This window comes from Bradyrhizobium sp. CCBAU 51753, assembly GCF_015291565.1.
Classification (GTDB): Bacteria; Pseudomonadota; Alphaproteobacteria; order Rhizobiales; family Xanthobacteraceae; genus Bradyrhizobium; species Bradyrhizobium ivorense.
The window spans coordinates 1,215,055-1,240,082 of sequence record NZ_CP030037.1 but is presented as its reverse complement, the minus strand read 5'-3'; the positions used below and the strand labels follow the sequence as shown (position 1 = coordinate 1,240,082).

The following is a 25,028-nucleotide window of genomic DNA, read 5'->3' as shown; positions in this document are numbered from 1 at the left end:
AGGCGGGAGAAACAACAACATGAGCAATCCGCTCTACGCATTTCCGGCGGTGTGCGAGCAGACCTTGCGGGCACTGGCGCGCTATCCGTCGCGCACTGCCTTTGCCTGGCCCGGCGGCACGCTCTCCTATCAGGGCGCGACCGACCTGATCGGACGGATGCAGAGCGTGTTCATGCGGCTCGGCTTCGCGCCGGGCACCCGCGTCGCCTTCCTCACCGCCAACCGCGCCGACAGCTGGTGCGCCGGCGTTGCCGCCCAATTGTCGCGGCTAGCCATCACCTGGCTGCATCCGCTCGGATCGCTCGACGACCAGCTGTTCCAGCTCGAGGATTCCGAAGCGCAGATGCTGATCGTCGACGGCGTCAGCTTTCGCGATCGCGGCGGCGAGCTCGCGGCGAAAGCTTCCGGCCTCAAGACCGTGTTCACGCTGGGACCAGCCGATTACGGCGCCGACCTGCTGCAAGCTGTCGAGGCCGCAGGCAGCGCGAGACCGAAGAACTTCGCACAACACGACGACATCTCGACCCTGAACTACACCGGCGGCACCACCGGAAAATCCAAAGGCGCGTTGCGCTATCACCACCAATATGCCGGCTTCGCCAATGCCATTCTCGCCGACTTCGAAATTCCGGAGACGCCGCGCTACCTCACGGTGGCGCCGATCAGCCACGTCGCCGGCACCAAGGTGCTGCCGACGCTGATGCGCGGCGGCACCGTGCACATGCTCAAGGGTTTCGATCCGGAGGCGGTGTTCAAGACCATCGAACGCGAGAAGATCAACTTCACGCTGTTCGTTCCGACCATGATCTATGTGATGCTGGATGATCAGGCGCTCGACAACACCGACCTCTCCTCGCTCGACCTCCTGCTCTATGGCGCCTCCGCGATGTCGCCTAGCCGGCTGGTCGAGGGCATCGAGCGGATCGGGCCGGTGTTCTCGCAGCTTTACGGCCAGACCGAATGCTATCCGGTCTCGGTGCTGCGCAAGGCCGACCACGATCCGAACACGCCGGAGCTGTTCCTGTCCTGCGGCTTCCCGATCGCCGCCTGCCAGGTGAAGATCCTGGACCAGGACGATCAGGAGGTCGCGACCGGCGAGGCGGGCGAGATCTGCGTGCGCGCCACCCATGTGATGGCCGAATACTGGAAGCGGCCCGACATCACGGCCGAGACGCTGAAGAACGGCTGGCTGCATACCGGCGACATCGCCCGCATGGACGAGCGCGGCTACATGTTCATCCTCGACCGCAAGAAGGACATGATCGTCTCCGGCGGCTTCAACATCTTTCCGCGCGAGGTCGAGGACGTGCTGTCGCAGCACGCCGATGTCGCGATGGTCGCCGTGGTCGGCGTGCCCGACGACAAATGGGGCGAAGCCGTCACCGCGGTGGTGGTGCCGCGCGAGGGCGCGACGCCCGACGCCGAGGCGCTGATCGGCCTGGTGAAGGCGAAGAAAGGCTCGGCGCATGCGCCGAAGCAGATCCAGTTCGTCAAGGAGCTGCCGATGACCGGCGTCGGCAAGGTTGACAAGAAGGCGCTGAAGGCGCGCTTCTGGGCCGGCCGCGACCGCATGGTGGGGTGAGCGCGACGCCCGTTAGACTCCCGCTGTCGCAACACATTCGATGTCGTCTCTGCGAAGGCAGGGACGACACGTGAGAAACGCGGCATCAAAATCTATCACCGTCATCCCCGCGCAAAGGCTTCGCCTTTGCCGCTGGAGGTGCGAGCCCTTGCGAGCCTCGAAGGATGAATCGGCCACCAGCCGGGCCGTGCATCCTTCGAGGCTCGCCGAAGAGGCTCGCGCCTCAGGATGACGGTGAGAGTGCGTGCGCGGCAGGAGCGATTTGCGGCTCAACACCCATCCCCAGCAACTGATCGAGCCGCTCGCGGAGCTGGTCCTGGTGATAGGGCTTGGCCAGCCGCGGCAGGTCGACCTGGATGCCGTCGGGCAATTCGGCAAAACCGGTGGCGAGCAGGACCGGGAGCTCCGGGCGCAGCTTGCGCGAGGCGGTGGCGAGCTCGATGCCGGTCATGCCGGGCATCACGTGATCGGTCATCATCAGGTCGATCGCCTGATCGCTCCTGAGAATATCGAGCGCGTGCAGGCCGGAGCTGGCGGCGATCACGCGATGGCCGAGATCCTCGAGCATTTCGGCGGTCGACATCGCGATCAAGGGATCGTCGTCGACGAGCAGGATCACCGCCGAGCGCCTGATCTTCGGCGCGGCCGGCGCCGGCCCTTCCGCTTCCGGCGCCGAGGTCGCGACCGGCAGCACCAGCGTGGCGGTGGTGCCCTTGCCGAGCGTACTGGCAAGCTGCAGCGCGCCGCCGAGCTGCACCGCAAGCCCGTGCACCATCGACAGGCCGAGGCCGGTGCCCTTGCCCACCGGCTTCGACGAGAAGAACGGCTCGATCGCCCGTTTCAACACGTCGGGCGGCATGCCGGTGCCGGTGTCGACCACCGACAGCTTCAGGTAATTGCCGGGCTTAAGCGCGGAATCGTTCTTCGCCTGCCAAGCCGCGAGGCGGATCTCGATCATGCCGCCGTCCGGCATCGCGTCGCGCGCGTTGATCGCAAGGTTGAGGATCGCGAGCTCGAGCTGGTTGGTGTCGATCGAGGCCGGCGGCAGCCCCTCGGGAATCTCGAGCCGGAGCGCGACGCGCGGCCCGAGCGAGCGCTCCAGGAGGTTGCTCATGTCGCGCACCAGCGCGCCGAGATCGACCGGCACGGCGCGCAAATCCTGCTGGCGCGCGAATGCCAGCAGCCGCTGCGTCAACGCCGCGCCGCGCTCGGCGCCCTGCTGCGCGCCGTCGATCAGGCGATGCAGGCGCGGATCGTCGGGCAGGCGCTTGCGCAACAGATCGAGATTGCCCATCACCGCCATCAACAGATTGTTGAAATCGTGCGCGACGCCGCCGGTGAGCTGGCCGATCGCCTCCATCTTCTGGGCGTGACGCAGCTGCTCCTGCGCCTTCTCGCGCGCGGCGACCTCCCGCAGGAGATCGGCGGTGCGCTGCTCGACCCGCTGCTCCAGCGTAGCGGTGAGTTCGGCCAGCGCGGTGCGCTCGGCGGCGAGCTGCGCCAGCAGCGCCTCGCGCTCGATCTCCGCGGTCTTGCGCGCGGTGATGTCGGAGCAGACGCCGACCAGCGAGCGGGTGCTGCCGTCGGCACGGCGCACCGCGCGGGCGCGGACGTCGACCCAGTGCTGGGTGCCGTCAGGCCAGATGTTGCGGTACTCGATCCGGTAGTCGGCGCCGGTGCGCAGCGTATGCTCGATGGCCTCGCCGCGGCGGGCGCGGTCTTCGGGATGCACCGCGTCGAGCAAGTCCTGATAGGTGAAAGGATCGGTCGGTCGGCGCCCGAAGAAGCACTTGCAGGTCGGCGATGCCTCGAGCTCGAATTCGGGCAGATGGAGCTCCAGTGCGCCAAGATGGCCGGCGTTGAGCGCGGTCTGCAGCAGGTCCTCGCTCTCGGTGAGATCTTCGAGGATGGCGCGGGTCTGGTACTGGCGGCGGCGGCCGCGCACCGCCGCTGCCACCAGGCTGACCAGCGTGGTCGGATGAAACGGACGCTCGACGAAGGTGACGTTGCCGAGCGCGCGGCCGAGCCGCCCCGCTTCCGGATTGCGCTCCGGCCCGCCGCGCTCGCTCATCAGCACGATGGGGAAATCCGACCATGAGGGCTGTTCGTTCAGCCAGCGCGTGAGGCCGGTGAGGTCGGCGTTGCCGATCGCCTCATCGGCGATGATGGCAAGCCCTGCGCCGCTCGCGATCTCGCGCCCGAGCTCGGTGAGATCGCCGCAGATATTGGCGTAGTAGCCGGCTTCCTTGATCAGATGCGCAGTCTTGACGGCGTCCCGTTCGCTCGCGGCGAGGATGACCGCACGTTCCGATGACGGGCCGGGCCTCACCGCGATTGTCCTTCCGGCTGTGCCGCTTGCACATCGACCAACGCGAAATCACGAAGCCGCCGGGTGGCCGTAGCCACGATACCGGCGGCAAGATCGACACGCGTCATGAAACCCCCTCTCGGGAGCAAAACTCGGTCGGGCTGCCAACCGTTCCCGGCGCGCGGGACTATTTTGTCGAAAAAGCGGCCAAGTGGTTGCGGCCCCGGGCGAGCTAGTGCAGGCGACGGTGAAGGAACTCCCCGTCGCAGGGGCGCCCAACCAAAATGCCGAAAAACAACCCCATGCAAAGTAGCCGGCAGGCTGGCCGGCGTCCGACACGGCAACTTGACACGTCGGGCAACTCACCGGTATTCTTCCAATATTCCGAAATCGCGCCCCCGCCCGCGCTATTGGCGCGGTTCGATCACCAGGCTCTGGATCGCCCGGCCAAAATAGCCGCGCTGGTCGGCCAGCCGCGACATCGCAAGGCCTGCGCCGTCAGGCCCGATCCAGGATTCGCCATCGAGCAAGATCCAGTCGCCGACCGGCTCGCGCGCCAGGCTCACCGTGAGGTCGGCATTGATGAAGGTCCACTTCTTGAAATCCAGCGCCGGCGAGGTGCCGTTGGAGAAGTCCGAGGCGACCACCGCGCGCATCGCCTGCGAGATCGCGGCGCCCGCGATCAGCGGACGGTCGACGCGGAACCAGATCGCGCCCGGCCCGGTCTCGCCGAAACGGCCGTGCGCGGCGCGCATCGAGATGCAGTTCACGAACGGGCTGCTGGCGGCATTGCCCGGCTCGACCATGCATTGATCGGGGCCGGGCAGCTCGAGCGGACGCGTGAGGACGTCGGACGGCAACTCAGCCGTCTGCTGCTTGATCTTCAGCACGCTGGCCGAGACCACGACGACGCCGTCGGCGAGCAATTTGACGCCGCAGAGCTGGATCTTGCGGCCGTCGCGCAGCACCTCGCTCTCGATCGTAAGCGGCGCCACCGGCACCGGCCGCATCAGGTCGATGGTGATACGCGCGATCCGCATCGGAACCGCAACCGGAAGGGCTTCGGCGGCCCAGACCACCAGCGCCGCCGGCGCCGAGCCGTGCTGCATCCGCGGATCCCATGGACCCGCGGCATCGGGGCTGGTGACGACGCGGTTGCCGTCGACGTGGAAGACCGGCTGCATCAGAGCATGATCCGGACCCGGAGGGCCGCGTTAGCGCAAAGTGCGAAGCGGTTTTCCGACAAGATCATGCTCAAACAGAAAGCTAAAGCGCGATGAATCATTCTGATCATCGCGTCTTACGCAAGCGCCGGATCGATCGCTTCGTCGTATTCCTTCTTGAAGCGCGCGATCAATTCACCCGCGGGCACCACCTTGGAGATGCTGCCGACGCCCTGCCCCGAACCCCAGATCTCCTTCCACGCCTTCGGCTTGGCGCGCTCGCCGGAGGCATCGGTGCCAAAGCTCATCTTGGAAGGATCGGAGGTCGGCAGGTTTTCCGGGTCCATGCCGGCGTTGACGATCGACGGCTTCAGGTAGTTGCCGTGCACGCCAGTGAACAGGTTGGAGTAGACGATGTCCTCGGCGGAGGAATTGGTGATCATGTCCTTGTAGCCCTCGACCGCGTTGGCCTCCTTGGTGGCGATGAAGGCCGAGCCGATATAGGCGAAGTCGGCGCCGATGATGCGCGCGGCGCGGATGGCGCGGCCATTGGCGATGGTGCCCGACAGCGCGATCGGCCCGTCGAACCAGTGCCGCGTCTCCGACACGAAGGGGAACGGCGAGATGGTGCCGGCATGGCCGCCGGCGCCGGCCGCGACCAGGATCAGGCCGTCGGCGCCCTTCTCGATCGCCTTGTGGGCGAACTTCTGATTGATCACGTCGTGGAACACGATGCCGCCCCAGTTGTGGACCGCCTGGTTGAGCTCCTCGCGGGCGCCGAGCGAGGAGATGATCATCGGCACCTTGTGCTTCTCGCAGAGCGCCATGTCGTGATCGAGCCGGTTGTTCGATTTGTGCACGATCTGGTTCACCGCGAACGGCGCCGACGGCCGCTCCGGATGCGCCTTGTCGTAGGCGGCGAGCTCTTCCTTGATCCGGTACAGCCATTCGTCGAGCAATTCCGGCGGCCGCGCGTTCAGCGCCGGAAACGAGCCGACCACGCCGGCCTTGCACTGGGCGATGACGAGGTCGGGCACGGAGATGATGAACAGCGGCGCCCCGATCACGGGAAGAGACAGGCGGCCCTTGAACAGAGCTGGCATGGACATAGGGAGCGGATCCTCGGTTGGTCGTTGATCTCAGATGCTGGCCGTCATACCAACAAGGCAATCTTTCCACTGTCAAGTCTTGCGTTTGCGCGCTGCAAAAAGGATGACAAAACATCATCCAAACGCAGCATTTTTCTCAGGCGTCTGGCATCCCAGGCGAAGCTTTGTTTTGAGTATGATCTTATCGGAAAACCGGTCCCCACTTTGCGCTAACGCGGCCCTCCGGGTCCGGATCATGCTCTATTGGCAGACCGCCCGCGTCACGAAATTTTCGGTCTTGCAATCATTGGGGCCGCGTTTGTGGCCGGGCAGATAGACCAGCGGCGAGCACTTCTCGAACGTATTGATGTCGATGCTCTTGCCTTCCTTGAAGCCCTTGCTCTGACACAGCCGGTCGGCGCCGATCTTGCAATCCGGCGCGCCGTTCGCGGACACCACGCAGGCCGCGCGGCCCGTCACCATCGACGACGGCCGCGCGATGGTCGACAGATCGTTCATGGTCTCGGTGGGACTCTTCAGCGGCGGCAGCGCCGAGTTCTTGAACAGTTTTCCGATTTCGTTGATCAGGCCGGGATTCTCGCGCTCGACCGGCGGCGGCTCGGGCGCAGGCTGTTGCGCCGGCGACTGCACGCCAAGCGCCTGCGGCGCCGTCTGTGCCCAGCCTCTGTCGATCGCAGTCAGCACCATCGACAGCGCAAGCCCTGCCATCGCCACGCGCGCCTTGCCGCAAGTCAGCCGGGCGGGATTGAGCAGGTCATCGATTCCATCAGCCATCGCGGCCAGCGTAACCCGAAGCCGGCCACCGCAAAGCCACGCCGCGCCAGACCTTCGGTTCTGATTGACTCAGAAGGTCTAGAGCTATTTCCGTTCCGATGGAATCGGAACGGAGCTCTAGATTCTTGTTTTGACGCGTTTTCTTCACGCGAACCGGCATCCACTTCGCTGGAAAACGCTCTGGTGTGACCTCGCTGCCTCTTTCTGCTTCTGCCGATCGGCGCCGCTATGGTTCAAGCGTGCGAACGATCTGGCGGCGTCCGCGGCCGCTCACCTCTGTGCCGGAGAAATTCCAATCCGATGAATTTCCATCTTCTGGCCGATACCCTTCAAGTTCTCGTAGTCGCGCGATGCCGGGCGTCCTTCGACGATGCCCCTGACACCGGAGGCTTCCATGACGGCTTCGGTCAGGCACACTTCGTTGACGCCGGCAAGGCCTTGCACTCGGGCAGCAATATTCACGTCGTGCCCGAAGTAATCAATCCGGTCGTTTAGCCGTACGGCAACCGCTCTGCCTTTGTGCACGCCGACCTTGAGGCCTAGCGGCCGTAAAGCGGTCTGGTTGAAGCGCAACAGTTCTTCGATCATCTCGATGGAGGCATAGACGGCGTCCTGCGGGCGCTCAAATCCGGCCATGACTGCATCGCCGATCGTCTTGATGATGGTGCCAGATCGTTCTCGAATGATCTTGTTCAAGATGTCGAAGCGCTGACGAACGAGAAAATAGGCATTCACGTCGCCGACGCTTTCATACAGCGGAGTCGAATCTTTCAGATCTGTGAACAGGTAAGTCATGTCGGAGACGGTGAGGCTCTCACGCTCATCCACCAACTGCGTCTTTGTAGAGTTCGCCGAAGCATGGGGTGAGCAGTAACCGCTTGCCAGACAGAAAGGGCTCGTATTCGACCAGATGAGGCTCGAACTGGGGAGGGTACTGGAGGAACCAAAAGCGGCCGCGCTCGCTCGTACGGTTCTCAATCATGACGGTATGCTTGCCTGGGCTGATGTCTGTCGTCCGTCGAAACGCAAAGCGTCCATCGCCCAGGACCATTTCTCTCGGCCCAACCGGTCGATCCGGAATCACGAACCGACCCGATTCGAGTTGAATCTGCGTTCCTTGGGGTCCCGCCAGCTCACCGTTGGCGAAGAAGATCAGGAGCAGCTTATGGCTCAAGTCGAGCACCTCGAAACGGCCGGCCGTCACATCAAACTCGAAGCTTCTCCGCTGCTCAGCTTCAATGTCGGCGAAGCCGCGTGAGAGCGCCGCGACGAGCTGTTCGTTCGTCATTCCATGTGGAGGTCTGAAATCCCCGGAGAAATTGTAGCGCAGATAATAGTCCTGCACGGACAGCGTCTCAGGATGGCGGAACGAGATGTCGCGGACGGCATCCGAGACTGTAAACGCGACCTGGATGTAGTCGTCCAACGCCACATCGTTGAGTGCATTGCAGAACTCGCACTGGAAGCGTGGATGGACCTGGTCTAGCTCGCGAAAACTGCCTGCGACCTGTGGGCAATAGGCGCAGATGAGTAGCCACTGCATCTCGAACAAGCCGACCTTGGCGGCGTGCACAAACAGGTCAATTCCATCGGCTTCACTCAGCCCGTTGACGGTCGCGTATTTGATCGGGTTGATGCGAAAAAGATCATAGTCGTCGCCGGTGCGAATAAAGCGCTCGAGATCCTGGAGCACAGGCGCCGGCCAGTTCCTTGCAGACTCAAGCTCGTTCAGGCGCCGCGTCAGGACGCTCGCGTTTATGGAAGCAGAGTTCAATCCTTTCGACATGCCAGGCTCCCATCGTCGTTGCCGGCCTTCGCGGCCGTTGATTGAAGCCACCCCTTCCTGAATGTACCTGATTGGGCCCAAGAGGCTCCGGATATTTTGGCTAGTTGGTCCGATACAGTGCCAAGATTCTCTGCTTCCAATCTCAATGACTGCCCAGCTCTGCGTCAAATGCCTCGATCGCTTTGTGACGATCGGCTGGCTGCTCAACATGAGGCCAAGGACACGAATTATTGCACTGCAAGACGGCTCGCCACCCCGGACCGTCTGTACTGCTGCGATTGAGGCCATCTTCACGCGGTGTCCGGCGCGAAGCTCCAACACCATTGGCGTTCACGGGTGCGCCACAGATAGGGGCTGAAGCAGAGTTGCGATTGCTTTCCGGATTGGCGCGGCCCAGCATTCACGCGAACCGGTATCCACTTCGCTCGAAAACGGCTTTAGATCAGCTTGAATGCGACGACAAAGCCGAGCACCAGCACGATGGCGCCGATCGCGACCCAGAAGCCGAGCCGCTTCTCCAGCTCCTTGCGGATCACATCGCCGTAGCGGTTGAGCAGAACCGCGACGAAGAAGAAGCGGCCGCCGCGCGCCACGATCGAGCACAGGATGAACAGCCAGATGTTGTAGCCGGCAAAGCCCGAGGTGATGGTCACGAGCTTGTAGGGGATCGGCGTCAGCCCCTTCACCAGGATGATCACCGCGCCCCATTCGTTGTAGCCGGCACGGAACGCGTCGACCTTGTCGGACAGCCCGTAGAGATGGATCAGCCATTGGCCGAGTGAATCGTAGAGCAGCGCGCCGATCGCATAGCCGACCACGCCGCCGGCGACGGACGCGATGGTGCAGACCATCGCAAACCACCAGGCCCGCTGCGGCCGCGCCAGCGACATCGGCAGCAGCATGATGTCGGGCGGGATCGGGAAGAAGGAGCTTTCCGCGAAGGCGACGGCGGCGAGAATCCAAAGCGCGTAGGGCTTGTCCGCAGCGTCGATGCACCAATCGTAAATCCGTTTCAGCATGGGCGCGATGAACCATCATGGAGCGGATTTGTCCATGCCGGGAATGAGCGGATTTTAGGTTGATTTACGGCTGCCGTTTGCGCAGGCGGCTTTCCAGAGCGACAATTCGACGCCGAACCACCGGAACAGGCGCGTTCTTGGGCACCGGCCCCTTCGGCAGCTTCTCGGCGATTCCGAGCAGGCGCTCGCGCCGTTCCATCTCGCGCCAGACGTCCTCCGGCTTCACGCCGGCCTGCGCCCAGAGGACGGTGAGGTTGTAGAGCAGGTCGGCGCTCTCGCGGACCACGGCATCCGGCTTGCCGCTCAGCGCATCGATCACGACCTCGATGGCTTCTTCGGCGAGCTTCTTGGCCATCTTGGCCGGGCCGCGCTGGAACAGCCGTGCCGTGCGCGAGGCGGCCGGATCGAGATCCCTGGCCGCGCTCACCGCCCGATAAAGCCGTCCGATCGAATCACTCATGACTTACGAGCCTAGTTCAAAGGCGTCGCCAGCGTGTTAACGCCGCGTACCGCAACAAAAAATCCACCGGCCCGACGGCCGGTGGACTTCGACCTTGTGTGACGGTTGCAAGAACCGTCTGCGAGAACCGCCTTAAAGAACCGCCTGGTGCCTCAGTACGGCACGTAGGACAGCCCTGAACGGGGCCCGCCGTAAGTGCGATAGCCGCCGTAATAGCCATAGCCGCCGTAATATGGTCCGCCGCCGTAATAGGCCGGTCCACCATAATAGACGGGTCCGCCGCCGTAATAGCCGGGGCCGTAACCATAGCCATAGGAATCATAATAATCGCGGCGGCTCTGGGCCGCGGCGATCGCAAGACCGGTGCCGACGATACCGGCGAAGGCGGCCGCAGCGGCCGCACCGCCACCGCCACGATAATAACGGCGGCGCGCGCTGATATCGGTCGCGCCGCTGGTGCCGTGCGACGTGGTCACGGTGGTAGCCTTGCCCGCGGAAGCGGAGCCTGCGAACGCCATCGTCGGCTCAACGGCCGTCAACGCCACCGCGGCAACCGTTGCCAGGGTGGCTGCGCGGCCAATGGACGAAAAAACACCCTTTCGCGCAAACATTGCAGTCTTCCTTTGTGGGAGCCGGCCCGAAGGGGCCTCGGATGAGCTAACCACAGCCTCTACATTAGGTTCCGCAAACCGAATGCAAGCTGAACAACCCCGGGCAAAATCATGGCAGTGATCGGCGCGGTCATCGGGCATTCACCTTGGCTGGGGCACAATGCCTGCAATTGACGCTTGAAATTGACATTTGCCTTGAGGGATTCCTTGGCGCATTCCTTGTCATGAAGCAGGCGCAGCCGGCGCGGCACTTTGTCTCGCCTCCCGGATGTCATGATGCAGGTAACTCGGACCACCGTTCTCCGCTTGATGCTGGCCGCTGCGATCGGCCTTTCGGGAGGCGTGTGGCCGGCGCGCGCCGCGAGCGATCCGCCGCAGCCGCTCGCCATCCAGTTCACCCTCGACCGCCCGCTTGATGCCGCCGCGGCCCCGTTCGTGATGGCCAGCATCGGCGGCCTGTTCAGCGCCGAGGGGCTTGCGGTCACGACCAACGTCGCAACCAACTCGGCGGACGCGATCACGCGCGTCGCCGACGGCGCCAGCGAATTCGCCCTGGTCGACATCAACTCGCTGATCCGGTTTCACGACAAGCCGGGCGCCCCGCCGGTGAAGGCGGTATTCGTGCTGTTCAACCAGGCGCCTTACGCGATCATCGCCCGCAAGAGCCGCGGCATCAGGGCGCTGCCGGACATCCACGACAAGAGTCTTGGCGTTGCCGACGGCGACCTGTCGATCCGGCTGTGGCCCGCGATTGCAAAGCAGAACGGCATCAAGCTTGCGAGCGTGAAGCAGAGCACGATCAGCGCCGCGGTGCGCGAGCCGATGCTGTCCGCCGGCCAGGTCGACGCCGTCACCGGCTTCTCCTATCTGTCGGCGATCAATCTGCGCGACCGCGGCGTCCCGGCCGACGATCTCGCGGTGCTGCGCTTTGCCGACTATGGCTGCGAGGCCTATGGCTTTGCCGTGATCGTCAGCCCGCGCCTCGCCGCGACGCGGCCCGAGGCCGTCAAAGGCTTCATCCGCGCGGTGATCGGCGGCACCAACCTTGCGATCAAGGACCCGGCGCGCGCCGCGGCCGAGGTCGCGAGCCGGATGGACGGCGGGTCGCGCGACCTCGAGCTCGAGCGGCTGCGCGCGATCATCCGCGACAACATCCTCACCAGCGAGGTCAAGCGCGACGGCCTCGGCAGCCTCGATCCGGCCCGCTTCGAGCGCGCGCTCGACCAGCTCGCGGAGGACGGCAAATTCCAGAAGCGGCCGCATCCCACCGACATCTTTGACGAACAGTTTTTGCCGCCGATCGACGGTCGGCTGGTGAATTGAGAGTATGACTGACGATTGGCGCCAAACATTCGGTGTCGTCCTAGCCTAGTGCGCAATTGCGCACGGGAGCCAGGACGACGCGGGGAGAGAACTACGCTGCTAACCCCGTCACTCTGAGAGGATGTGAGGCTTTGTCCTCATCTACTGTTGTCGTCGCCCGGCCTGTGCGCAATTGCGCACATGGACCGGGCGACCCAGTACGCCGCGGCCTCTCGCTTCTACCACCGGCGTCTCTGGAATACTGGATCACCCGGTCAAGCCGGGTGATGACACCGAGCAAGCTGAGCAAACCAACACCATCACCCTGAGAGGTGTGAAGCTTTGTCCTCACCCACCGCTGTCATCGCCCGGCCTGTGCGCAATTGCGCACATGGACCGGGCGATCCAGTACGCCGCGGCCTCTCGCTTCTATCACCGGCGTCTCTGGAACACTGGATCACCCGATCAAGCCGGGTGATGACACCGAGCAAGCTGAGCAAATCAACACTGTCACGCTGAGGATGACGCGCGATCCACGCTGGCCCTTCACCGCCAACCCTGATTAAATTGCATCCCGCCTCACCGGGCGTTCGCTGCTTGAGAGTCCCGCCGGCATGTCCATGCTTCGCCTCTACACCCGCGTTCTCGAACTGCTCGGCAAGGAGGCGCGGCTCGGCTGGATTCTTGCGGGCGCCAATCTGCTGCTTGCCGGCGCGCAATTCGCCGAGCCGGTGCTGTTCGGCAAGATCGTCGACGTGCTGTCGGGCCGCCCGGTCACCGGATGGTTCGCCACAAACTCGGCGTGGCCGCTGCTGATCGCCTGGGCGGCGTTCGGCCTGTTCACGATCGGCTGCAGCGCCGTCGTCGCGCTGCAGGCCGACCGGCTGGCGCATCGCCAGCGCCAGGCGGTGCTGACCGATTATTTCGAGCACATCCTGCAGCTGCCGCTGACCTTCCATTCCGGCACCCATTCCGGACGGCTGATGAAGGTGATGCTGAACGGCACCGACGCGCTGTGGCGGCTCTGGCTCGGCTTCTTCCGCGAGCATTTTGCCGCGATCATGTCGCTGGTCGTGCTGCTGCCGCTCGCGCTCTACATCAACTGGCGGCTGGCGGTCCTGCTGTTCGCGCTCTGCGTCGTGTTCACGCTGCTCACCACGCTGGTGGTGCGCAAGACCTACGGCATGCAGAGCGAGGTCGAGGCGTTCTACAGCGATCTCTCGGCGCGCGCCTCCGATGCGCTCGGCAATGTCGCGCTGGTGCAGAGCTTCGTGCGGATCGATTCCGAGGTGCAGGGCCTGCGCTATGTCGCCGACAAGCTGCTCGCGGTGCAGATGCCGGTGCTGTCGTGGTGGGCGCTGGTCACCGTGATCACCCGCGCCTCGACCACGATCACGGTGCTGGCGATCTTCACCGTCGGCATCGCGCTGCATAATGAGAATCTCACGACGGTCGGCGAGATCGTGATGTTCGTCTCGTTCGCGACCATGCTGATCCAGAAGCTCGAACAGGTGGTGAGCTTCATCAACAACGTGTTCATGGAAGCGCCGCGCCTGCAGGAATTCTTCGATGTGCTCGACGCGGTGCCGGCGGTGCGCGACCGGCCCGGCGCGGTCGATCCCGGGCGGCTGTCCGGCCTCGTCGAATTCAACGACGTCTCGTTCTCCTATGACGGCAAGCGGCCGGCGATCGAGGATCTCTCGTTCACCGCGCTGCCGGGCCAGACCATCGCGCTGGTCGGCTCGACCGGCGCCGGCAAGTCCACCGCGATCGCGCTGCTGCATCGCGCCTTCGATCCGCAATCCGGCATCATCAAGATCGACGGTATGGATATCCGCGCGCTGAAGTTGACCGGCCTGCGGCGGAATATCGGCGTCGTGTTCCAGGAAGCGCTGCTGTTCAACCGCTCGATCGCCGAGAACCTGCGGGTCGGCAAGCCCGATGCGACCGATGAGGAACTGCGTACCGCAGCCAGCCGCGCGCAGGCGCTGGATTTCATCGAGCGCAGCGACAAGAAGTTCGACACCCATGCCGGCGAACGCGGCCGCATGCTCTCGGGCGGCGAACGCCAGCGGCTGTCGATCGCGCGCGCCTTGCTGAAGGACCCGCCGATCCTGATCCTGGACGAGGCGACCAGCGCGCTCGACGCCGTCACCGAGGCGAAAGTTAACGCCGCTCTCGATGAAGTGATGAAGGGTCGCACCACCTTCGTGATCGCGCACCGCCTCTCCACCATCCGCCACGCCACACGGATCCTGATGTTCGAGCAGGGACGGGTGATCGAAAGCGGAACTTTCGATGAACTGGTGGCAAAAGGCGGGCGTTTTGCCGATCTCGCGCGCGCCCAGTACATGGTCCAGGAGCAGGCACGCGCCGAGATCCAGGCGCCATAATTGCCGCTTTCCAATTGAGGCGGCTGCCGAAATTCAGCCGATTTCGTCCACGATTTAGTTCGGTGGCCTCTGTTCTCGAATTGCAACCCGGTATAGGGTTTGCATTGCCGCAAAGCGGCCCCGGACACGCTTGAAACCCGACGTCACATTCGCAAAGACCTCCTTGTTGAAGGCGGGTCTCAAAGGACCGGAACCGGATTCGTGCATTTGCTTCGCCCGCTGCTGCGCCCGTCATTGAAATGGATACTCGCCGTCACGATGCTTGCCATCGTGGCGCCGCGCATGGCTGCGGCCGAGGCGCTGCTGGTGATCGAAGCCGACAGCGGCAAGGTGCTGCAGGCCGACAATGCGACGATGCCGTGGTATCCGGCCTCGCTCAGCAAGCTGATGACGGCCTATGTGACGCTGGCGGCGGTCAAGCAGGGCCGCGTCTCGCTCGACACGCTGATCACGGTGTCGCCGACCGCGGCGTCGCAGTCGCCCTCGAAGATGGGCTTCCGGCCCGGCACCCAGGTCACCGTCGACAACGCGCTGAAGATGATGCTGGTGAAGTCGGCCAACGACATGGCCGTGGTGCTGGCCGAAGGCATCGGCGGCTCGGTCGACGGCTTTGCCGGGATGATGAACCAGACCGCGCAAAAGCTCGGCATGACGCAAACCAGCTACGTCAACCCGAACGGCCTGCCCGCCGACGGCCAGATCACCTCGGCGCGCGACATGGCGATCCTCGCCCGCGCCATCATCCGCGACCTGCCGGAATACGAATACTTCGTCCACATCCCCTCGATCCGCTTCGGCCGCCGCGTCACGGCGAACTTCAACAAGCTGATCGGCCGCTATCCCGGCGCCGACGGCTTCAAGACCGGCTTCATCTGCGCCTCGGGCTACAATCTGGTGGCCTCGGCGACGCGTGACGGCAAGCGGCTGATCGCGGTCGTGCTCGGCGCTTCCTCCGGCCGCATGCGCGCGATCCGCGCCGCGCAGCTTTTGGATCGCGGCTTTGCCAATAACGGGCTGGCGTGGCTGAAACCGTCGCTCGGCACGGTCGACAATCTCGTCCCGATCGATGCCTCGCCGCCGAACCTGCGCGAGGAGATGTGCGGCGGCAAGCACAAGCGGCCCGCCAGCGACGAGGATCAGGAAGACACCGTGGCCAGCGCCGGGAGCGCCGGCGGTGGCGAGACCAACATGAACTTCTTTGCCGCGGGCCTGCAGGCGGCCATGCCGAAGCCGTCGGAATTGCTGGCGCTGCCGGCGGCGGCATCGGAGCCGGTGATCGTCTATACCGGTCCGACCAAGACCGGCGCCGCGCTGATCGCAGCCGCCGCGGCCGACAGTGAGAAGATGCAGCCGGTCAAGCACGGCAAGCGCACCCGGGTCGTCATCAAGATCAACAAGCCGGACGCTGAAACCAAGGGCGATCTCAAGGGCGATGCGAAGTCCGACGGCAAGGCTGCGGCCAAGCCGGCGCGCCACGCCGCCGCCAAGCCGGATGCCGCGGTTGCGAAGCCGCTGGCCAACAAACCGGCGGCCGCCGCCAAACCCGAGAAGCCGGCGGCGGCAAAACCCGCCGCAAAGCCGAAGGCGGCCGGCAAGCCGAAGAGCGACGCCAAGCCGGCGAGCTAGCCGAGCCCTCCACTCTCCCCAGTCCAATGCGTCGATAGCGCGCAGCGGCTTGCCATTGGCCGCCGCATTGCTCAATACTGCCCGAAATAACGCGGCCGAGGGCCAGCCAAGGGCGGCCAAAGGACCGGACAAGGACCGGACAAACCGGAAGCAATCCGGGACTTCGGGCAGAGGTTAGAGAGGGGAAGGACACCATGGAGCGCATCTGGCTCAAACACTATCCGGCCGGCGTACCCGCCGATATCGACCTCACGCAGTATTCGTCGCTGGTCGAGTTGCTGGAGGAGAGCTTTCGCAAGTACGCCGACCGCAAGGCGTTCATCTGCATGGACAAGTCGATCACCTATCGCGAGCTCGACGAAATGTCGGCGGCGCTCGGCGCCTATCTGCAGAGCAAGGGTCTGCAGCGGGGGGCGCGGGTCGCGCTGATGATGCCGAACGTGCTGCAATATGCGGTTGCGACCGCCGCCGTGCTGCGCGCCGGCTATGCCGTGGTCAACGTCAATCCGCTCTACACCCCGCGCGAGCTCGAGCATCAGCTGAAGGATTCCGGCGCCGAAGCCATCATCGTGCTGGAGAATTTCGCCACCACCGTGCAGAAGGTGCTGCCGAACACCGCGGTCAAGCATGTCATCGTCGGCAGCATGGGCGACCTGCTCGGCCTCAAGGGCGTGATCGTCAACCTCGTCGTGCGCCGGGTGAAGAAGATGGTGCCGGCCTGGTCGATCCCGGGCGCCGTCGGCTTCAATGAGACGCTGTCGACCGGCCGCAGCCTGAAGCTGAACAAACCACAGCTCACCCTCGAGGACGTTGCCTTCCTGCAGTATACCGGCGGCACCACCGGCGTGTCGAAGGGCGCGACCCTCCTCCATCGCAACATCCTCGCCAACGTGCTGCAGAACGATGCCTGGCTGCAGCCGGCGCTGGCGAAGCCGCCGATCGTCGAACAGATGGTCATCGTCTGCGCGCTGCCGCTCTATCACGTCTTTGCGCTGACCGCGTGCTATCTGCTGGGCATGCGGTGTGGCGGCACCAATCTCTTGATTCCGAACCCGCGCGACATGCCCGGCTTCGTCAAGGAACTGGCGAAGTACCAGGTCAGCTTCTTTCCGGCGGTCAACACGCTCTACAATGCCCTGTTGAACACGCCCGGCTTCGACAAGCTCGACTTCTCCAAGCTGAAGATCGCCAATGGCGGCGGCATGGCGACGCAAAGGCCGGTCGCGGAGAAATGGCTGAAAGTCACCGGCGTTTCGCTGTCGGAAGGCTACGGCCTGTCGGAGACCTCGCCGACCCTGACGTGCAATCCCGCGACGATCACGGAGTTCTCCGGCACGATCGGCCTGCCCGTACCGTCGACCTGGCTCTCGATCCGCGACGACGACGGCAATGAATTGCCGCTCGGCGAAGCCGGCGAAATCTGCGCCAAGGGTCCGCAGGTGATGGTCGGCTACTGGAACAGGCCGGACGAGACCGCGCGCGTGATGACGGCGGACGGCTATTTCCGGACCGGCGACATCGGGGTGATGGACGAGAAGGGCTATACCAAGATCGTCGACCGCAAGAAGGACATGATCCTGGTCTCCGGCTTCAACGTCTATCCGAACGAGATCGAGGAAGTGATCGCGAGCCATCCGGGCGTGCTGGAATGCGCCGTGATCGGCGTGCCCGACGCGAAATCCGGCGAGGCGGTCAAGGCGTTCGTGGTCAAGAAGGACCCGAACCTCACCGCCGAGGACATCATCAAGTTCAGCGCCACCCAGCTCACCGCCTACAAGGTGCCGAAGCAGATCGAGTTCAGGACCGACCTGCCGAAGACCAATGTCGGCAAGATCCTGCGTCGCGAGCTGCGCGACGAGAAGAAGGCGGCGGCCTGAGCACGAGCAAGGGCCGGTACTGAGGCATGACTGACGCGGGCATTGCGACGCCGGCCGACATTCTCGCCTTCTGGCGCGGGGTCGGCCGTGACGGCTGGTACAAGCGCAACGACGCGTTCGATGCCGAGATCAGCGGCCGCTTCCTTGCGACATGGCAGCAGGCGGCGGCCGGCGAGCTGGCGTCATGGGAGGCGAGCGACGACGGCGCGCTGGCGCTGACCATCGTGCTCGACCAGTTTCCCCGCAACATGTTCCGCGACGACCCCAAAACGTTCTCCAGCGATGCGCTGGCGCGCGAGGTGGCCGGGCGCGCCATCGACCGCGGCGTCGATGCGCGGGTCGACCCGCTGCTGCGCGAATTCCTCTATCTGCCCTTCATGCATTCGGAGCATCTCGCCGACCAGCAGCGCTGCGTCGCGCTGTTCAGCGAATACGGCGGCGGCCATCCGCAAAACCTGAAATACGCCGAGGACCACGCCGACATCATCCGCCGGTTCGGCCGCTTCCCGCACCGTAACCGCGTGCTGGGCCGGGACACGACGGCCGAGGAGCAGGCATTCCTCGATAGCGGCGGGTTTTCCGGCTGATGACGAAACAGTGACGACCTCCCCGCATTGCCGTTCCCCCGCCAGGCCATATTGTGCCGTGCGAGCGCCGGGTCTAAGACAGGTCCGCTTCAGCGAGGGAGAACGACGATGACGATCAAGGTTGGCGACAAGCTGCCGGAAGCCAAGTTTCGGGTGATGACCGCCGAGGGACCGCAGGTCAAAACCACCGACGACATTTTCAAGGGCAAGAAGGTCGCCCTGTTCGCCGTGCCCGGCGCCTACACCGGGACCTGCCACAAGATGCATCTGCCGAGCATCTTCCTCAACGCCTATGCCATGAAGAACAAGGGCGTCGATACCATCGCGATCGTCTCGGTCAACGACGCCTTCGTGATGAACGCCTGGAAGCGCGATACCGACCAGCGCGACGAAGCGATCTTCCTCGCCGACGGCAATGCCGAGTTCGCCAAGGCGATCGGCATGGAGCTCGACGCCTCCGCCAACGGCCTCGGCATCCGCTCCAAGCGCTACTCGATGCTGGTCGAGAACGGCGAGGTCAAGAAGCTCAACCTCGAGCCCGCCCCGGGCAAGGTCGAGGTCTCCGGCGGCGACACCCTGCTCGGGCAACTGTGAGCCTCACCGTCATTGCGAGGAGCGAAGCGACGAAGCAATCCATGCCGCAGCGAGCGGAGAGATGGATTGCTTCGTTTCGCTCGCAATGACGAGTTGAGATAGCTCCTCAGGAAACACTGTCATCGCCCGGCCTGGGCGCAATTGCGCCCATGGACCGGGCGATCCAGTACGCCGCGGCCTCTCGGCTCAATCACCGCTGCCTCTGGAATACTGGATCGCCCGGTCGAGCCGGGCGATGACAGTTGCGGTTGGCCAACGCCGCTCGTTCGGATGGATAGCTCGTAGGATGGGTAGAGCGCAGCGAAACCCATCAACTTCCCGCCGCGCATCGGGATGATGGGTTTCGCTTCGCTCTACCCATCCTACGCTTCTTCCCTTCTCCCCTTGTGGGAGAAGGTGGCGCGGACGCAGTCCGCGACGGATGAGGGGTCTCTTTCCGCGGAGACAGACCCCTCACCCGGCTTCGCTTTGCGAAGCCACCCTCTCCCACAAGGGGAGAGGGTACGATCCCTACTCCCTCAACCTTGCCATCGCCACGCCCTCGCGGGCGAGGAGGTCGGCGCGCTCGTTCTCGGCGTGGCCGGCGTGGCCCTTGATCCAGTGCCAGCGCACCTCGTGCGGCTTCAGCGCGGCATCCAAACGCTGCCACAGCTCGACATTCTTGACCGGCTTCTTGTCGGCGGTGCGCCAGCCATTGCGCTTCCAGCCGTGGATCCAGCCGGTGATGCCCTGGCGGACATACTGGCTGTCGGTGGTGAGGTCGACCACACAGGGTTTTTTCAGGGCCTCCAGCGCCGAGATCGCCGCCATCAGCTCCATGCGGTTGTTGGTGGTGTGCGGTTCGCCGCCCTTCAATTCCTTCTCGACCTCGCCGAAGCGGAGGATCGCACCCCAGCCGCCCGGCCCCGGATTTCCGGAGCAGGCACCATCGGTGAACACGGTGACATGCGGCTTCTCGCTCACGCCGCGCATCCCGCCGGCGTGATGCCGTAGTCGCTGATCGCAGCGACATTCTGCTGGAAGCGCAGCTTGCGGACATATTCCAGCGGGTCCTTCGGCTGCACCAGCGCGCCTTCCGGCACGTTGAGGAAGTCGACCAGCCGTGTCAGCAAAAAGCGCATCGCAGCGCCGCGCGCCAGCAGCGGCAGCGCCGCCTCCTCCGCGGCTGACAGCGGCCGGGCGCGGCGATAGGCATTGAGCAGCGCGCGCGCCTTGGTGACGTTGAAGGAATGATCCACCTCGAAGCACCAGGCGTTGAGGCAGATCGCGACGTCGTAGGCCAGGATGTCGTTGCAGGCGAACGGGAAGTCGATCAGGCCGGACAGCTTGTCGCCGAGGAAGAAGACGTTGTCGGGAAACAGATCGGCGTGGATCACGCCGACCGGCAGATCATCGGGCCAGTTCGCCTCGAGATGATCGAGCTCGCGCGCGATGAAGTCGGAGAGGCCGGCCTGCACGCTGTCGGCGCGCGCGGCGGCAAGATCGAACAGCGGCCGCCAGCCGGACACCGACAGCGGATTTTGCCGCACCATCGGAAAATCCTGCCCGGCCAGATGCATCTTGGCGAGCGCCTCACCGACACCCGAACAATGCGTCACGTTCGGCCGCCGCGGCCACATGCCTTCGAGGAAGTTGATGATCGCGGCCGGCCGCCCGGCCAGCAGGCTATAGACCTCGCCCGTGCGATTGCGCGCCGGTTGCGGGCAGGACACGCCGCGTTCGGCGAGGTGCGCCATCAGCGACAGGAAATACGGCAGGTCGCCCTCCGCCACGCGCTTCTCGTAGAGCGTGAGGATGTAGGCGCCCTGGCTGGTGTGCAGCAGGAAGTTCGAATTCTCGACGCCCTCGGCGATGCCCTTGTAGGACAGCAATTCGCCGATGTCGTAACTCTCCAGGAATTCCGCGAGGTCTTCGGCGGCAACGTCGGTGTAGACCGCCATATGGTCTATTCCGCGGCGGCAGCGTCAGGCCGCAGCGAACGCGGCAGCGGGAAGAACTCGTTCTCCTCCGCGGCCGAGACCGTCTCCACGTGGAGTTCGAAGCGCTCGGCAAAGGCGCCCATGATCTCCTCGACGATCACCTCCGGCGCCGAGGCGCCCGCGGTGATGCCGAGGCTCTTGATGCCCTCGAACCGCGCCCAGTCGATGTCGCTGGCGCGCTGCGCCAGCACCGCAATCGGGCAGCCCTCGCGCTCGGCGACCTCGCGCAGCCGCTGCGAGTTCGACGAGTTCGGCGCGCCGACCACGATCAGCGCATCGACCACCGGCGCCACCTTCTTCACCGCGAGCTGGCGGTTGGTGGTGGCGTAGCAGATGTCTTCCTTGTGCGGACCGTTGATGTTCGGGAAGCGCTCCTTGAGCAGCGCCACGATCTCGGCGGTGTCGTCGATCGACAGTGTGGTCTGGGTCACGAAGGCGAGGTTGTTGGGGTCCTTCGGCGCGATCGTCTTGGCATCCTCGGCGGTCTCGATCAGGGTCACGGCGCCGACCGGCAGCTGGCCCAGCGTGCCGACCACCTCAGGATGATGGGAATGCCCGATCAGGAATATCTCGCGGCCACGCTTGAAATGGATCGCCGCCTCGCGGTGCACCTTGGTCACCAGCGGGCAGGTCGCGTCCAGCGAGAAGAAGTTGCGGGACTTGGCCTCGGCCGGAACCGATTTCGGCACCCCATGGGCCGAAAACACCACCGGCGCGTTGGTATCGTCGGGGATTTCAGCCAATTCCTCGACGAAAATGGCGCCCTTGGTCTTCAGGCTGTCCACCACGTACTTGTTGTGGACGATCTCGTGCCGGACATAGACCGGGGCGCCGTAGATGGTGAGCGCCCGTTCCACCGTGTCGATGGCGCGGACCACCCCGGCGCAGAATCCACGCGGGGAACAAAGCACGATTCTCAGGTCGGGTTTTTTCGCTGACATGGGGCTGTCTTCAGGCCTGTCTTGGGGTGTCTTGGGGCTGTCTCGGAGCAATCTCGGGACCGAATCACCCCTCGCCGGCTGGGCGGGGAACGGCCAATGTGACTAAGGACTTGGGACTGCTTTCGGGCGCTGTCAAGGCGATTTTGCTGGCCCATTGCGCCATTCCCCCCTGAGGGCTTATATAGGGCCTATAATTCCCGTCATCGCCGATGACTACCAGCTTCGCCTCGACAGAGGTGGGCGAAGCACAAAGGAGATTTGCCATGAGCAACGCACCGCTGATGCCGAAGGCGACTGCCGTGTGGTTGGTCGACAATACCGCCCTGACGTTCGATCAGGTGGCCGATTTTACCAAAATGCACCCCCTGGAGGTCCGCGCCATCGCCGACGGTGACGCCGCCCAGGGCATCAAGGGCATGGACCCGATCTCCAACGGCCAGCTGACCCGCGAGGAGATCGAGCGGGGCGAGCGCGACCAGAACTACCGGCTCAAGCTGCAGGAGAGCAAGGTGGTGCTGCCGACCTCGGCCAAGAAGAAGGGCCCGCGCTACACCCCGGTGTCGCGCCGCCATGAGCGGCCGAGCGCGATCCTCTGGCTGGTGCGCAACCACCCCGAGTTGAAGGACGCCCAGATCATGCGCCTCGTCGGCACCACCAAGACCACGATCGCGAGCGTGCGCGACCGCACCCACTGGAATGCCTCGACTCTGACGCCGATGGACCCGGTGACGCTCGGCCTGTGCTCGCAGATCGAGCTCGACTTCGAGGTGCAGCGCGCCGCCAAGGAGAAGCCCGCCGCGACCGTCTATGGCGGCGCCACGCTGCTGCCGGCCTCCGAGACCACGCGCAAGGACGAGCTCGACGATCAGCCGATCGAGAAGCACGACGATCTCAACGTCGACGCCGTGTTCGCCAAGCTGAAGACGATCGGCGGCAAGAAGATCGACGAAGACGAGGAGTAAGCGCAGCGCGCTTCCCCGAACGGAATGCGCAACGCGGCGGGGCAACCTGCCGCGTTTTTTGTTGGGGCGTGCGTGCGCACCACAATCTCAACTGTCATCACCCGCGAAAGCGGGTGATCCAGTATTCCAGAGACGTTCGTTATTCACGGATGGAGCGCGGCGTACTGGATACCCCGCTTTCGCGGGGTATGACGCGCGGCATGAGGCAGACAGCCGTCGCTCGCCTCAAGGCCGGTTCGGATTGTTCAGCATGTATTCGCCGAGATCGCGCTGCCGGCGGTCGTAGCGGGCTTCGGCGTTCTGGCGCTGCACGTCGCGGTCCTTGCGGCAGGCGACGTATTCGGGCGTGCCGACCGCAACCTTGCCGTTGGCCTGGCAGTACTGATCGTCATCGCCCATGCTCGCAGCGACCGGCGAGTTGCCGCGCTCGAGGCAGCCGGTGAGCAGCGGCAACGCGAGCAGCAATGCGAAGGGTACGCGTGCGGAAAAGGATCGCATCCGGTGGTCCGTATCTCGTGGCGATATGACGTGGGCCGGGAATGACCCGGCAATCCATCAAAATCAAGGCCGTTTTGCTTCCGGATGGGTTTCGGCGACGCCGGTAGTTGCGCGATGATTTACTCATCGATGATCTCGCCCGGGGCCACCCCTCTCCCCAACCCTCCCCCGCAAGGGCAGGGGAATCGCATATGAGTAAAACGCGGCTTGCGGATCGCCGTTTGAGAGATTCTGTTGTGGCTTTCTCTTTGTGGAGAAGGCCCGATGCAGTCTTACATCTCGATATTGCGAGAAGTGCACGATCCTCGCGACATCAATGCCCGTCACCCGATCGGAACTATACTTTTTCTGACTTTGGCGGCGACGCTGTGCGGAGCCAAGAGCAGCGCCGAAGTGGCCGACTTCGTGGAAGCTCGTGTGGAAGAGCTTTCCGCGATCGTCGATCTGCCGCATGGGGCACCGAGCCACGATACTTTCAGTCGCCTGCTCCGCCTGCTCGATCCGGACGAACTGGCGAAGGCGTTTACGGCCTTTATGACGGCGCTGCGGGCGGAGCTCGGGTTAGGGCCGGCACCGGGGGTTGTGGCAATCGACGGCAAAAGCCTACGGCGCGGCTACGAGAAGGGGCGGGCCTACCTGCCGCCATTGATGGTGAGCATCTGGGACACCCAGACACGAGTGGCCATGGCCCAAGCGCGTGCGCCCGGCGGAAACGAGGTGGCCGCAACCCTGCAATTGCTGGGCAGCCTTGTCCTCAAGGGCTGCACCGTGACGGCGGATGCACTGCATTGCCACCCGGCGATGGCACAGGCGGTATTGGACGCCAAGGCCGATTATGCTCTCGGTCTCAAGGCCAACAACGGTCCGCTTTACGCGGAGGCCGGGCGCGCCTTCGCGAAGGCGGGCGAGGCCGTTCCTGCGCTGGCCACCGAGGAGAAGGCTCACGGCCGGATCGAGCGGCGCCGTGCGAGCGTGGTGCCAGCTCCGGCCGCAGCCCGCGCCTTGCTGCCTGGCCTCAAGGCGTTTGGTCGCATCGAAGCGGAACGCACGCTGGCCAGCGGCAAGCGCGAAACCGCCACGCGCTATATTGCGCTCTCGCGCAAGCTCCCGCCGGAAACACTGGCCCAAGTCGTGCGTGCACATTGGAGCATCGAGAACCAGTTGCATTGGATTCTCGACGTCGTATTCGACGAGGATGCCGCGCGCACTCGCAAGGATCATGGACCGGAAAACCTTGCTGTGATCCGCCGCCTTGCTCAGAACATCTTGCGAATGCATCCCTCCAAAGCATCCATCAGCAGCAAAATGCGCCGCGCCATGTGGAGCAAAGACTTCTTCTTCGAACTCTTTACTCATATGCGATAGCCCTGCCCGCAAGGGGGGAGGGAGCCTGACTGGTGTGCTCACCTTACGTCGTGAGACTCGCACCAATGAGCCTCAGCGTCGTCTGGCTGTGT

23 protein-coding genes are annotated in these 25,028 nt (G+C 64.3%); 9 read left to right on the top strand and 14 right to left on the bottom strand.

Features of this window, described 5'->3' with window-relative positions:
- The first annotated feature begins 19 nt into the window (after window positions 1–19).
- Window positions 20–1,582, top strand: a complete 1,563-nt coding sequence (locus XH93_RS05610; RefSeq protein WP_194472748.1) for an AMP-binding protein — start codon at window positions 20–22, stop codon at window positions 1,580–1,582.
- A gap of 223 nt (window positions 1,583–1,805) precedes the next feature.
- On the opposite strand, the gene XH93_RS05605 is transcribed toward XH93_RS05610, so the two are convergent.
- The 10 genes from XH93_RS05605 to XH93_RS05565 form a co-directional block, all read right to left on the bottom strand.
- Complete coding sequence (locus XH93_RS05605; protein ID WP_194472747.1) at window positions 1,806–3,911, bottom strand: ATP-binding protein; 2,106 nt, start codon at window positions 3,909–3,911, stop codon at window positions 1,806–1,808.
- A 386-nt stretch (window positions 3,912–4,297) separates the two neighbouring features.
- Window positions 4,298–5,074, bottom strand: coding sequence for a thioesterase family protein (locus tag XH93_RS05600; protein WP_194472746.1), 777 nt, complete (start codon window positions 5,072–5,074; stop codon window positions 4,298–4,300).
- Between the two features lie 116 nt (window positions 5,075–5,190).
- The gene (locus XH93_RS05595) at window positions 5,191–6,162 is read right to left on the bottom strand and encodes a nitronate monooxygenase family protein (RefSeq protein ID WP_139861874.1); all 972 of its coding nucleotides are present in this window, start codon (window positions 6,160–6,162) and stop codon (window positions 5,191–5,193) included.
- Between the two features lie 240 nt (window positions 6,163–6,402).
- Entirely contained in the window at window positions 6,403–6,936 is a 534-nt protein-coding gene (locus XH93_RS05590; protein ID WP_194472745.1) for a hypothetical protein, read from the bottom strand.
- A 270-nt stretch (window positions 6,937–7,206) separates the two neighbouring features.
- Entirely contained in the window at window positions 7,207–7,764 is a 558-nt protein-coding gene (locus tag XH93_RS42015; protein WP_246799491.1) for an adenylate/guanylate cyclase domain-containing protein, read from the bottom strand.
- Complete coding sequence (locus tag XH93_RS42010; protein ID WP_246799490.1) at window positions 7,757–8,722, bottom strand: DUF5939 domain-containing protein; 966 nt, start codon at window positions 8,720–8,722, stop codon at window positions 7,757–7,759. The genes XH93_RS42015 and XH93_RS42010 overlap by 8 nt, the downstream gene beginning before the upstream one ends.
- A 437-nt stretch (window positions 8,723–9,159) precedes the next feature.
- On the bottom strand, window positions 9,160–9,741 hold the full coding sequence (locus XH93_RS05580; protein ID WP_139861875.1) for a YqaA family protein: 582 nt from the start codon (window positions 9,739–9,741) through the stop codon (window positions 9,160–9,162).
- 64 nt (window positions 9,742–9,805) lie between these two features.
- Window positions 9,806–10,201, bottom strand: coding sequence for a phosphoribosyl-ATP diphosphatase (hisE, locus tag XH93_RS05575; RefSeq protein WP_194472744.1), 396 nt, complete (start codon window positions 10,199–10,201; stop codon window positions 9,806–9,808).
- A gap of 152 nt (window positions 10,202–10,353) precedes the next feature.
- Window positions 10,354–10,812, bottom strand: a complete 459-nt coding sequence (locus XH93_RS05570) for a hypothetical protein (protein WP_139861876.1) — start codon at window positions 10,810–10,812, stop codon at window positions 10,354–10,356.
- Between the two features lie 59 nt (window positions 10,813–10,871).
- Window positions 10,872–11,063, bottom strand: a complete 192-nt coding sequence (locus XH93_RS05565; protein WP_194472743.1) for a hypothetical protein — start codon at window positions 11,061–11,063, stop codon at window positions 10,872–10,874.
- Between the two features lie 25 nt (window positions 11,064–11,088).
- On the opposite strand from XH93_RS05565, the gene XH93_RS05560 reads away from it, so the two are divergent.
- The 6 genes from XH93_RS05560 to XH93_RS05535 all read left to right on the top strand — a co-directional run bounded on the left by XH93_RS05560 (window position 11,089) and on the right by XH93_RS05535 (window position 19,191).
- Window positions 11,089–12,135, top strand: a complete 1,047-nt coding sequence (locus XH93_RS05560) for an ABC transporter substrate-binding protein (RefSeq protein WP_194472742.1) — start codon at window positions 11,089–11,091, stop codon at window positions 12,133–12,135.
- 593 nt (window positions 12,136–12,728) lie between these two features.
- Complete coding sequence (locus tag XH93_RS05555; RefSeq protein ID WP_194472741.1) at window positions 12,729–14,507, top strand: glucan ABC transporter ATP-binding protein/ permease; 1,779 nt, start codon at window positions 12,729–12,731, stop codon at window positions 14,505–14,507.
- 201 nt (window positions 14,508–14,708) lie between these two features.
- On the top strand, window positions 14,709–16,133 hold the full coding sequence (locus tag XH93_RS05550; RefSeq protein WP_194472740.1) for a D-alanyl-D-alanine carboxypeptidase family protein: 1,425 nt from the start codon (window positions 14,709–14,711) through the stop codon (window positions 16,131–16,133).
- A 194-nt stretch (window positions 16,134–16,327) separates the two neighbouring features.
- Entirely contained in the window at window positions 16,328–18,010 is a 1,683-nt protein-coding gene (locus XH93_RS05545; RefSeq protein WP_194472739.1) for a long-chain fatty acid--CoA ligase, read from the top strand.
- Between the two features lie 26 nt (window positions 18,011–18,036).
- On the top strand, window positions 18,037–18,597 hold the full coding sequence (locus XH93_RS05540) for a DUF924 family protein (protein ID WP_194472738.1): 561 nt from the start codon (window positions 18,037–18,039) through the stop codon (window positions 18,595–18,597).
- 108 nt (window positions 18,598–18,705) lie between these two features.
- Window positions 18,706–19,191, top strand: coding sequence for a peroxiredoxin (locus XH93_RS05535; RefSeq protein ID WP_139480428.1), 486 nt, complete (start codon window positions 18,706–18,708; stop codon window positions 19,189–19,191).
- A gap of 510 nt (window positions 19,192–19,701) precedes the next feature.
- Here the strand turns inward: XH93_RS05535 and rnhA are convergent.
- From rnhA to ispH, 3 genes are read right to left on the bottom strand one after another with little or no spacing between them, the layout of a single operon-like run.
- Window positions 19,702–20,163, bottom strand: coding sequence for a ribonuclease HI (gene rnhA, locus XH93_RS05530; protein WP_194472737.1), 462 nt, complete (start codon window positions 20,161–20,163; stop codon window positions 19,702–19,704).
- A complete protein-coding gene (locus XH93_RS05525; protein ID WP_194472736.1) occupies window positions 20,151–21,131 on the bottom strand; it encodes a homoserine kinase in 981 nt (326 codons plus the stop codon). The genes rnhA and XH93_RS05525 overlap by 13 nt, the downstream gene beginning before the upstream one ends.
- 5 nt (window positions 21,132–21,136) lie before the next feature.
- Window positions 21,137–22,111, bottom strand: coding sequence for a 4-hydroxy-3-methylbut-2-enyl diphosphate reductase (ispH, locus tag XH93_RS05520; protein ID WP_139486936.1), 975 nt, complete (start codon window positions 22,109–22,111; stop codon window positions 21,137–21,139).
- A gap of 263 nt (window positions 22,112–22,374) precedes the next feature.
- On the opposite strand from ispH, the gene XH93_RS05515 reads away from it, so the two are divergent.
- The gene (locus XH93_RS05515; protein WP_172628164.1) at window positions 22,375–23,073 is read left to right on the top strand and encodes a DUF1013 domain-containing protein; all 699 of its coding nucleotides are present in this window, start codon (window positions 22,375–22,377) and stop codon (window positions 23,071–23,073) included.
- 225 nt (window positions 23,074–23,298) lie between these two features.
- Here XH93_RS05515 and XH93_RS05510 read toward each other — a convergent pair whose 3' ends face one another.
- A complete protein-coding gene (locus XH93_RS05510) occupies window positions 23,299–23,571 on the bottom strand; it encodes a hypothetical protein (protein ID WP_172627182.1) in 273 nt (90 codons plus the stop codon).
- A 264-nt stretch (window positions 23,572–23,835) separates the two neighbouring features.
- Here XH93_RS05510 and XH93_RS05505 point away from each other — a divergent pair, with 264 nt between their 5' ends.
- Window positions 23,836–24,936 carry an ISAs1 family transposase gene (locus XH93_RS05505; protein WP_139480423.1) on the top strand — a complete coding sequence of 367 codons (1,101 nt, stop codon included), beginning with the start codon at window positions 23,836–23,838 and terminating at the stop codon, window positions 24,934–24,936.
- The last annotated feature ends 92 nt before the right edge of the window (window positions 24,937–25,028 follow it).

What these genes read in the sequence shown, in the direction of transcription:
- XH93_RS05610 (WP_194472748.1), top strand. Translation starts at nt 20, where the DNA reads ATGAGCAATCCGCTCTACGCATTTCCGGCGGTGTGCGAGCAGACCTTG.
- XH93_RS05600 (WP_194472746.1), bottom strand. Translation starts at nt 5,074, where the DNA reads ATGCAGCCGGTCTTCCACGTCGACGGCAACCGCGTCGTCACCAGCCCC.
- XH93_RS05595 (WP_139861874.1), bottom strand. Translation starts at nt 6,162, where the DNA reads ATGTCCATGCCAGCTCTGTTCAAGGGCCGCCTGTCTCTTCCCGTGATC.
- XH93_RS05590 (WP_194472745.1), bottom strand. Translation starts at nt 6,936, where the DNA reads ATGGCTGATGGAATCGATGACCTGCTCAATCCCGCCCGGCTGACTTGC.
- XH93_RS42010 (WP_246799490.1), bottom strand. Translation starts at nt 8,722, where the DNA reads ATGTCGAAAGGATTGAACTCTGCTTCCATAAACGCGAGCGTCCTGACG.
- XH93_RS05580 (WP_139861875.1), bottom strand. Translation starts at nt 9,741, where the DNA reads ATGCTGAAACGGATTTACGATTGGTGCATCGACGCTGCGGACAAGCCC.
- hisE (WP_194472744.1), bottom strand. Translation starts at nt 10,201, where the DNA reads ATGAGTGATTCGATCGGACGGCTTTATCGGGCGGTGAGCGCGGCCAGG.
- XH93_RS05570 (WP_139861876.1), bottom strand. Translation starts at nt 10,812, where the DNA reads ATGTTTGCGCGAAAGGGTGTTTTTTCGTCCATTGGCCGCGCAGCCACC.
- XH93_RS05560 (WP_194472742.1), top strand. Translation starts at nt 11,089, where the DNA reads ATGCAGGTAACTCGGACCACCGTTCTCCGCTTGATGCTGGCCGCTGCG.
- XH93_RS05555 (WP_194472741.1), top strand. Translation starts at nt 12,729, where the DNA reads ATGTCCATGCTTCGCCTCTACACCCGCGTTCTCGAACTGCTCGGCAAG.
- XH93_RS05545 (WP_194472739.1), top strand. Translation starts at nt 16,328, where the DNA reads ATGGAGCGCATCTGGCTCAAACACTATCCGGCCGGCGTACCCGCCGAT.
- XH93_RS05540 (WP_194472738.1), top strand. Translation starts at nt 18,037, where the DNA reads ATGACTGACGCGGGCATTGCGACGCCGGCCGACATTCTCGCCTTCTGG.
- XH93_RS05535 (WP_139480428.1), top strand. Translation starts at nt 18,706, where the DNA reads ATGACGATCAAGGTTGGCGACAAGCTGCCGGAAGCCAAGTTTCGGGTG.
- rnhA (WP_194472737.1), bottom strand. Translation starts at nt 20,163, where the DNA reads ATGCGCGGCGTGAGCGAGAAGCCGCATGTCACCGTGTTCACCGATGGT.
- XH93_RS05525 (WP_194472736.1), bottom strand. Translation starts at nt 21,131, where the DNA reads ATGGCGGTCTACACCGACGTTGCCGCCGAAGACCTCGCGGAATTCCTG.
- ispH (WP_139486936.1), bottom strand. Translation starts at nt 22,111, where the DNA reads ATGTCAGCGAAAAAACCCGACCTGAGAATCGTGCTTTGTTCCCCGCGT.
- XH93_RS05515 (WP_172628164.1), top strand. Translation starts at nt 22,375, where the DNA reads ATGAGCAACGCACCGCTGATGCCGAAGGCGACTGCCGTGTGGTTGGTC.
- XH93_RS05510 (WP_172627182.1), bottom strand. Translation starts at nt 23,571, where the DNA reads ATGCGATCCTTTTCCGCACGCGTACCCTTCGCATTGCTGCTCGCGTTG.
- XH93_RS05505 (WP_139480423.1), top strand. Translation starts at nt 23,836, where the DNA reads ATGCAGTCTTACATCTCGATATTGCGAGAAGTGCACGATCCTCGCGAC.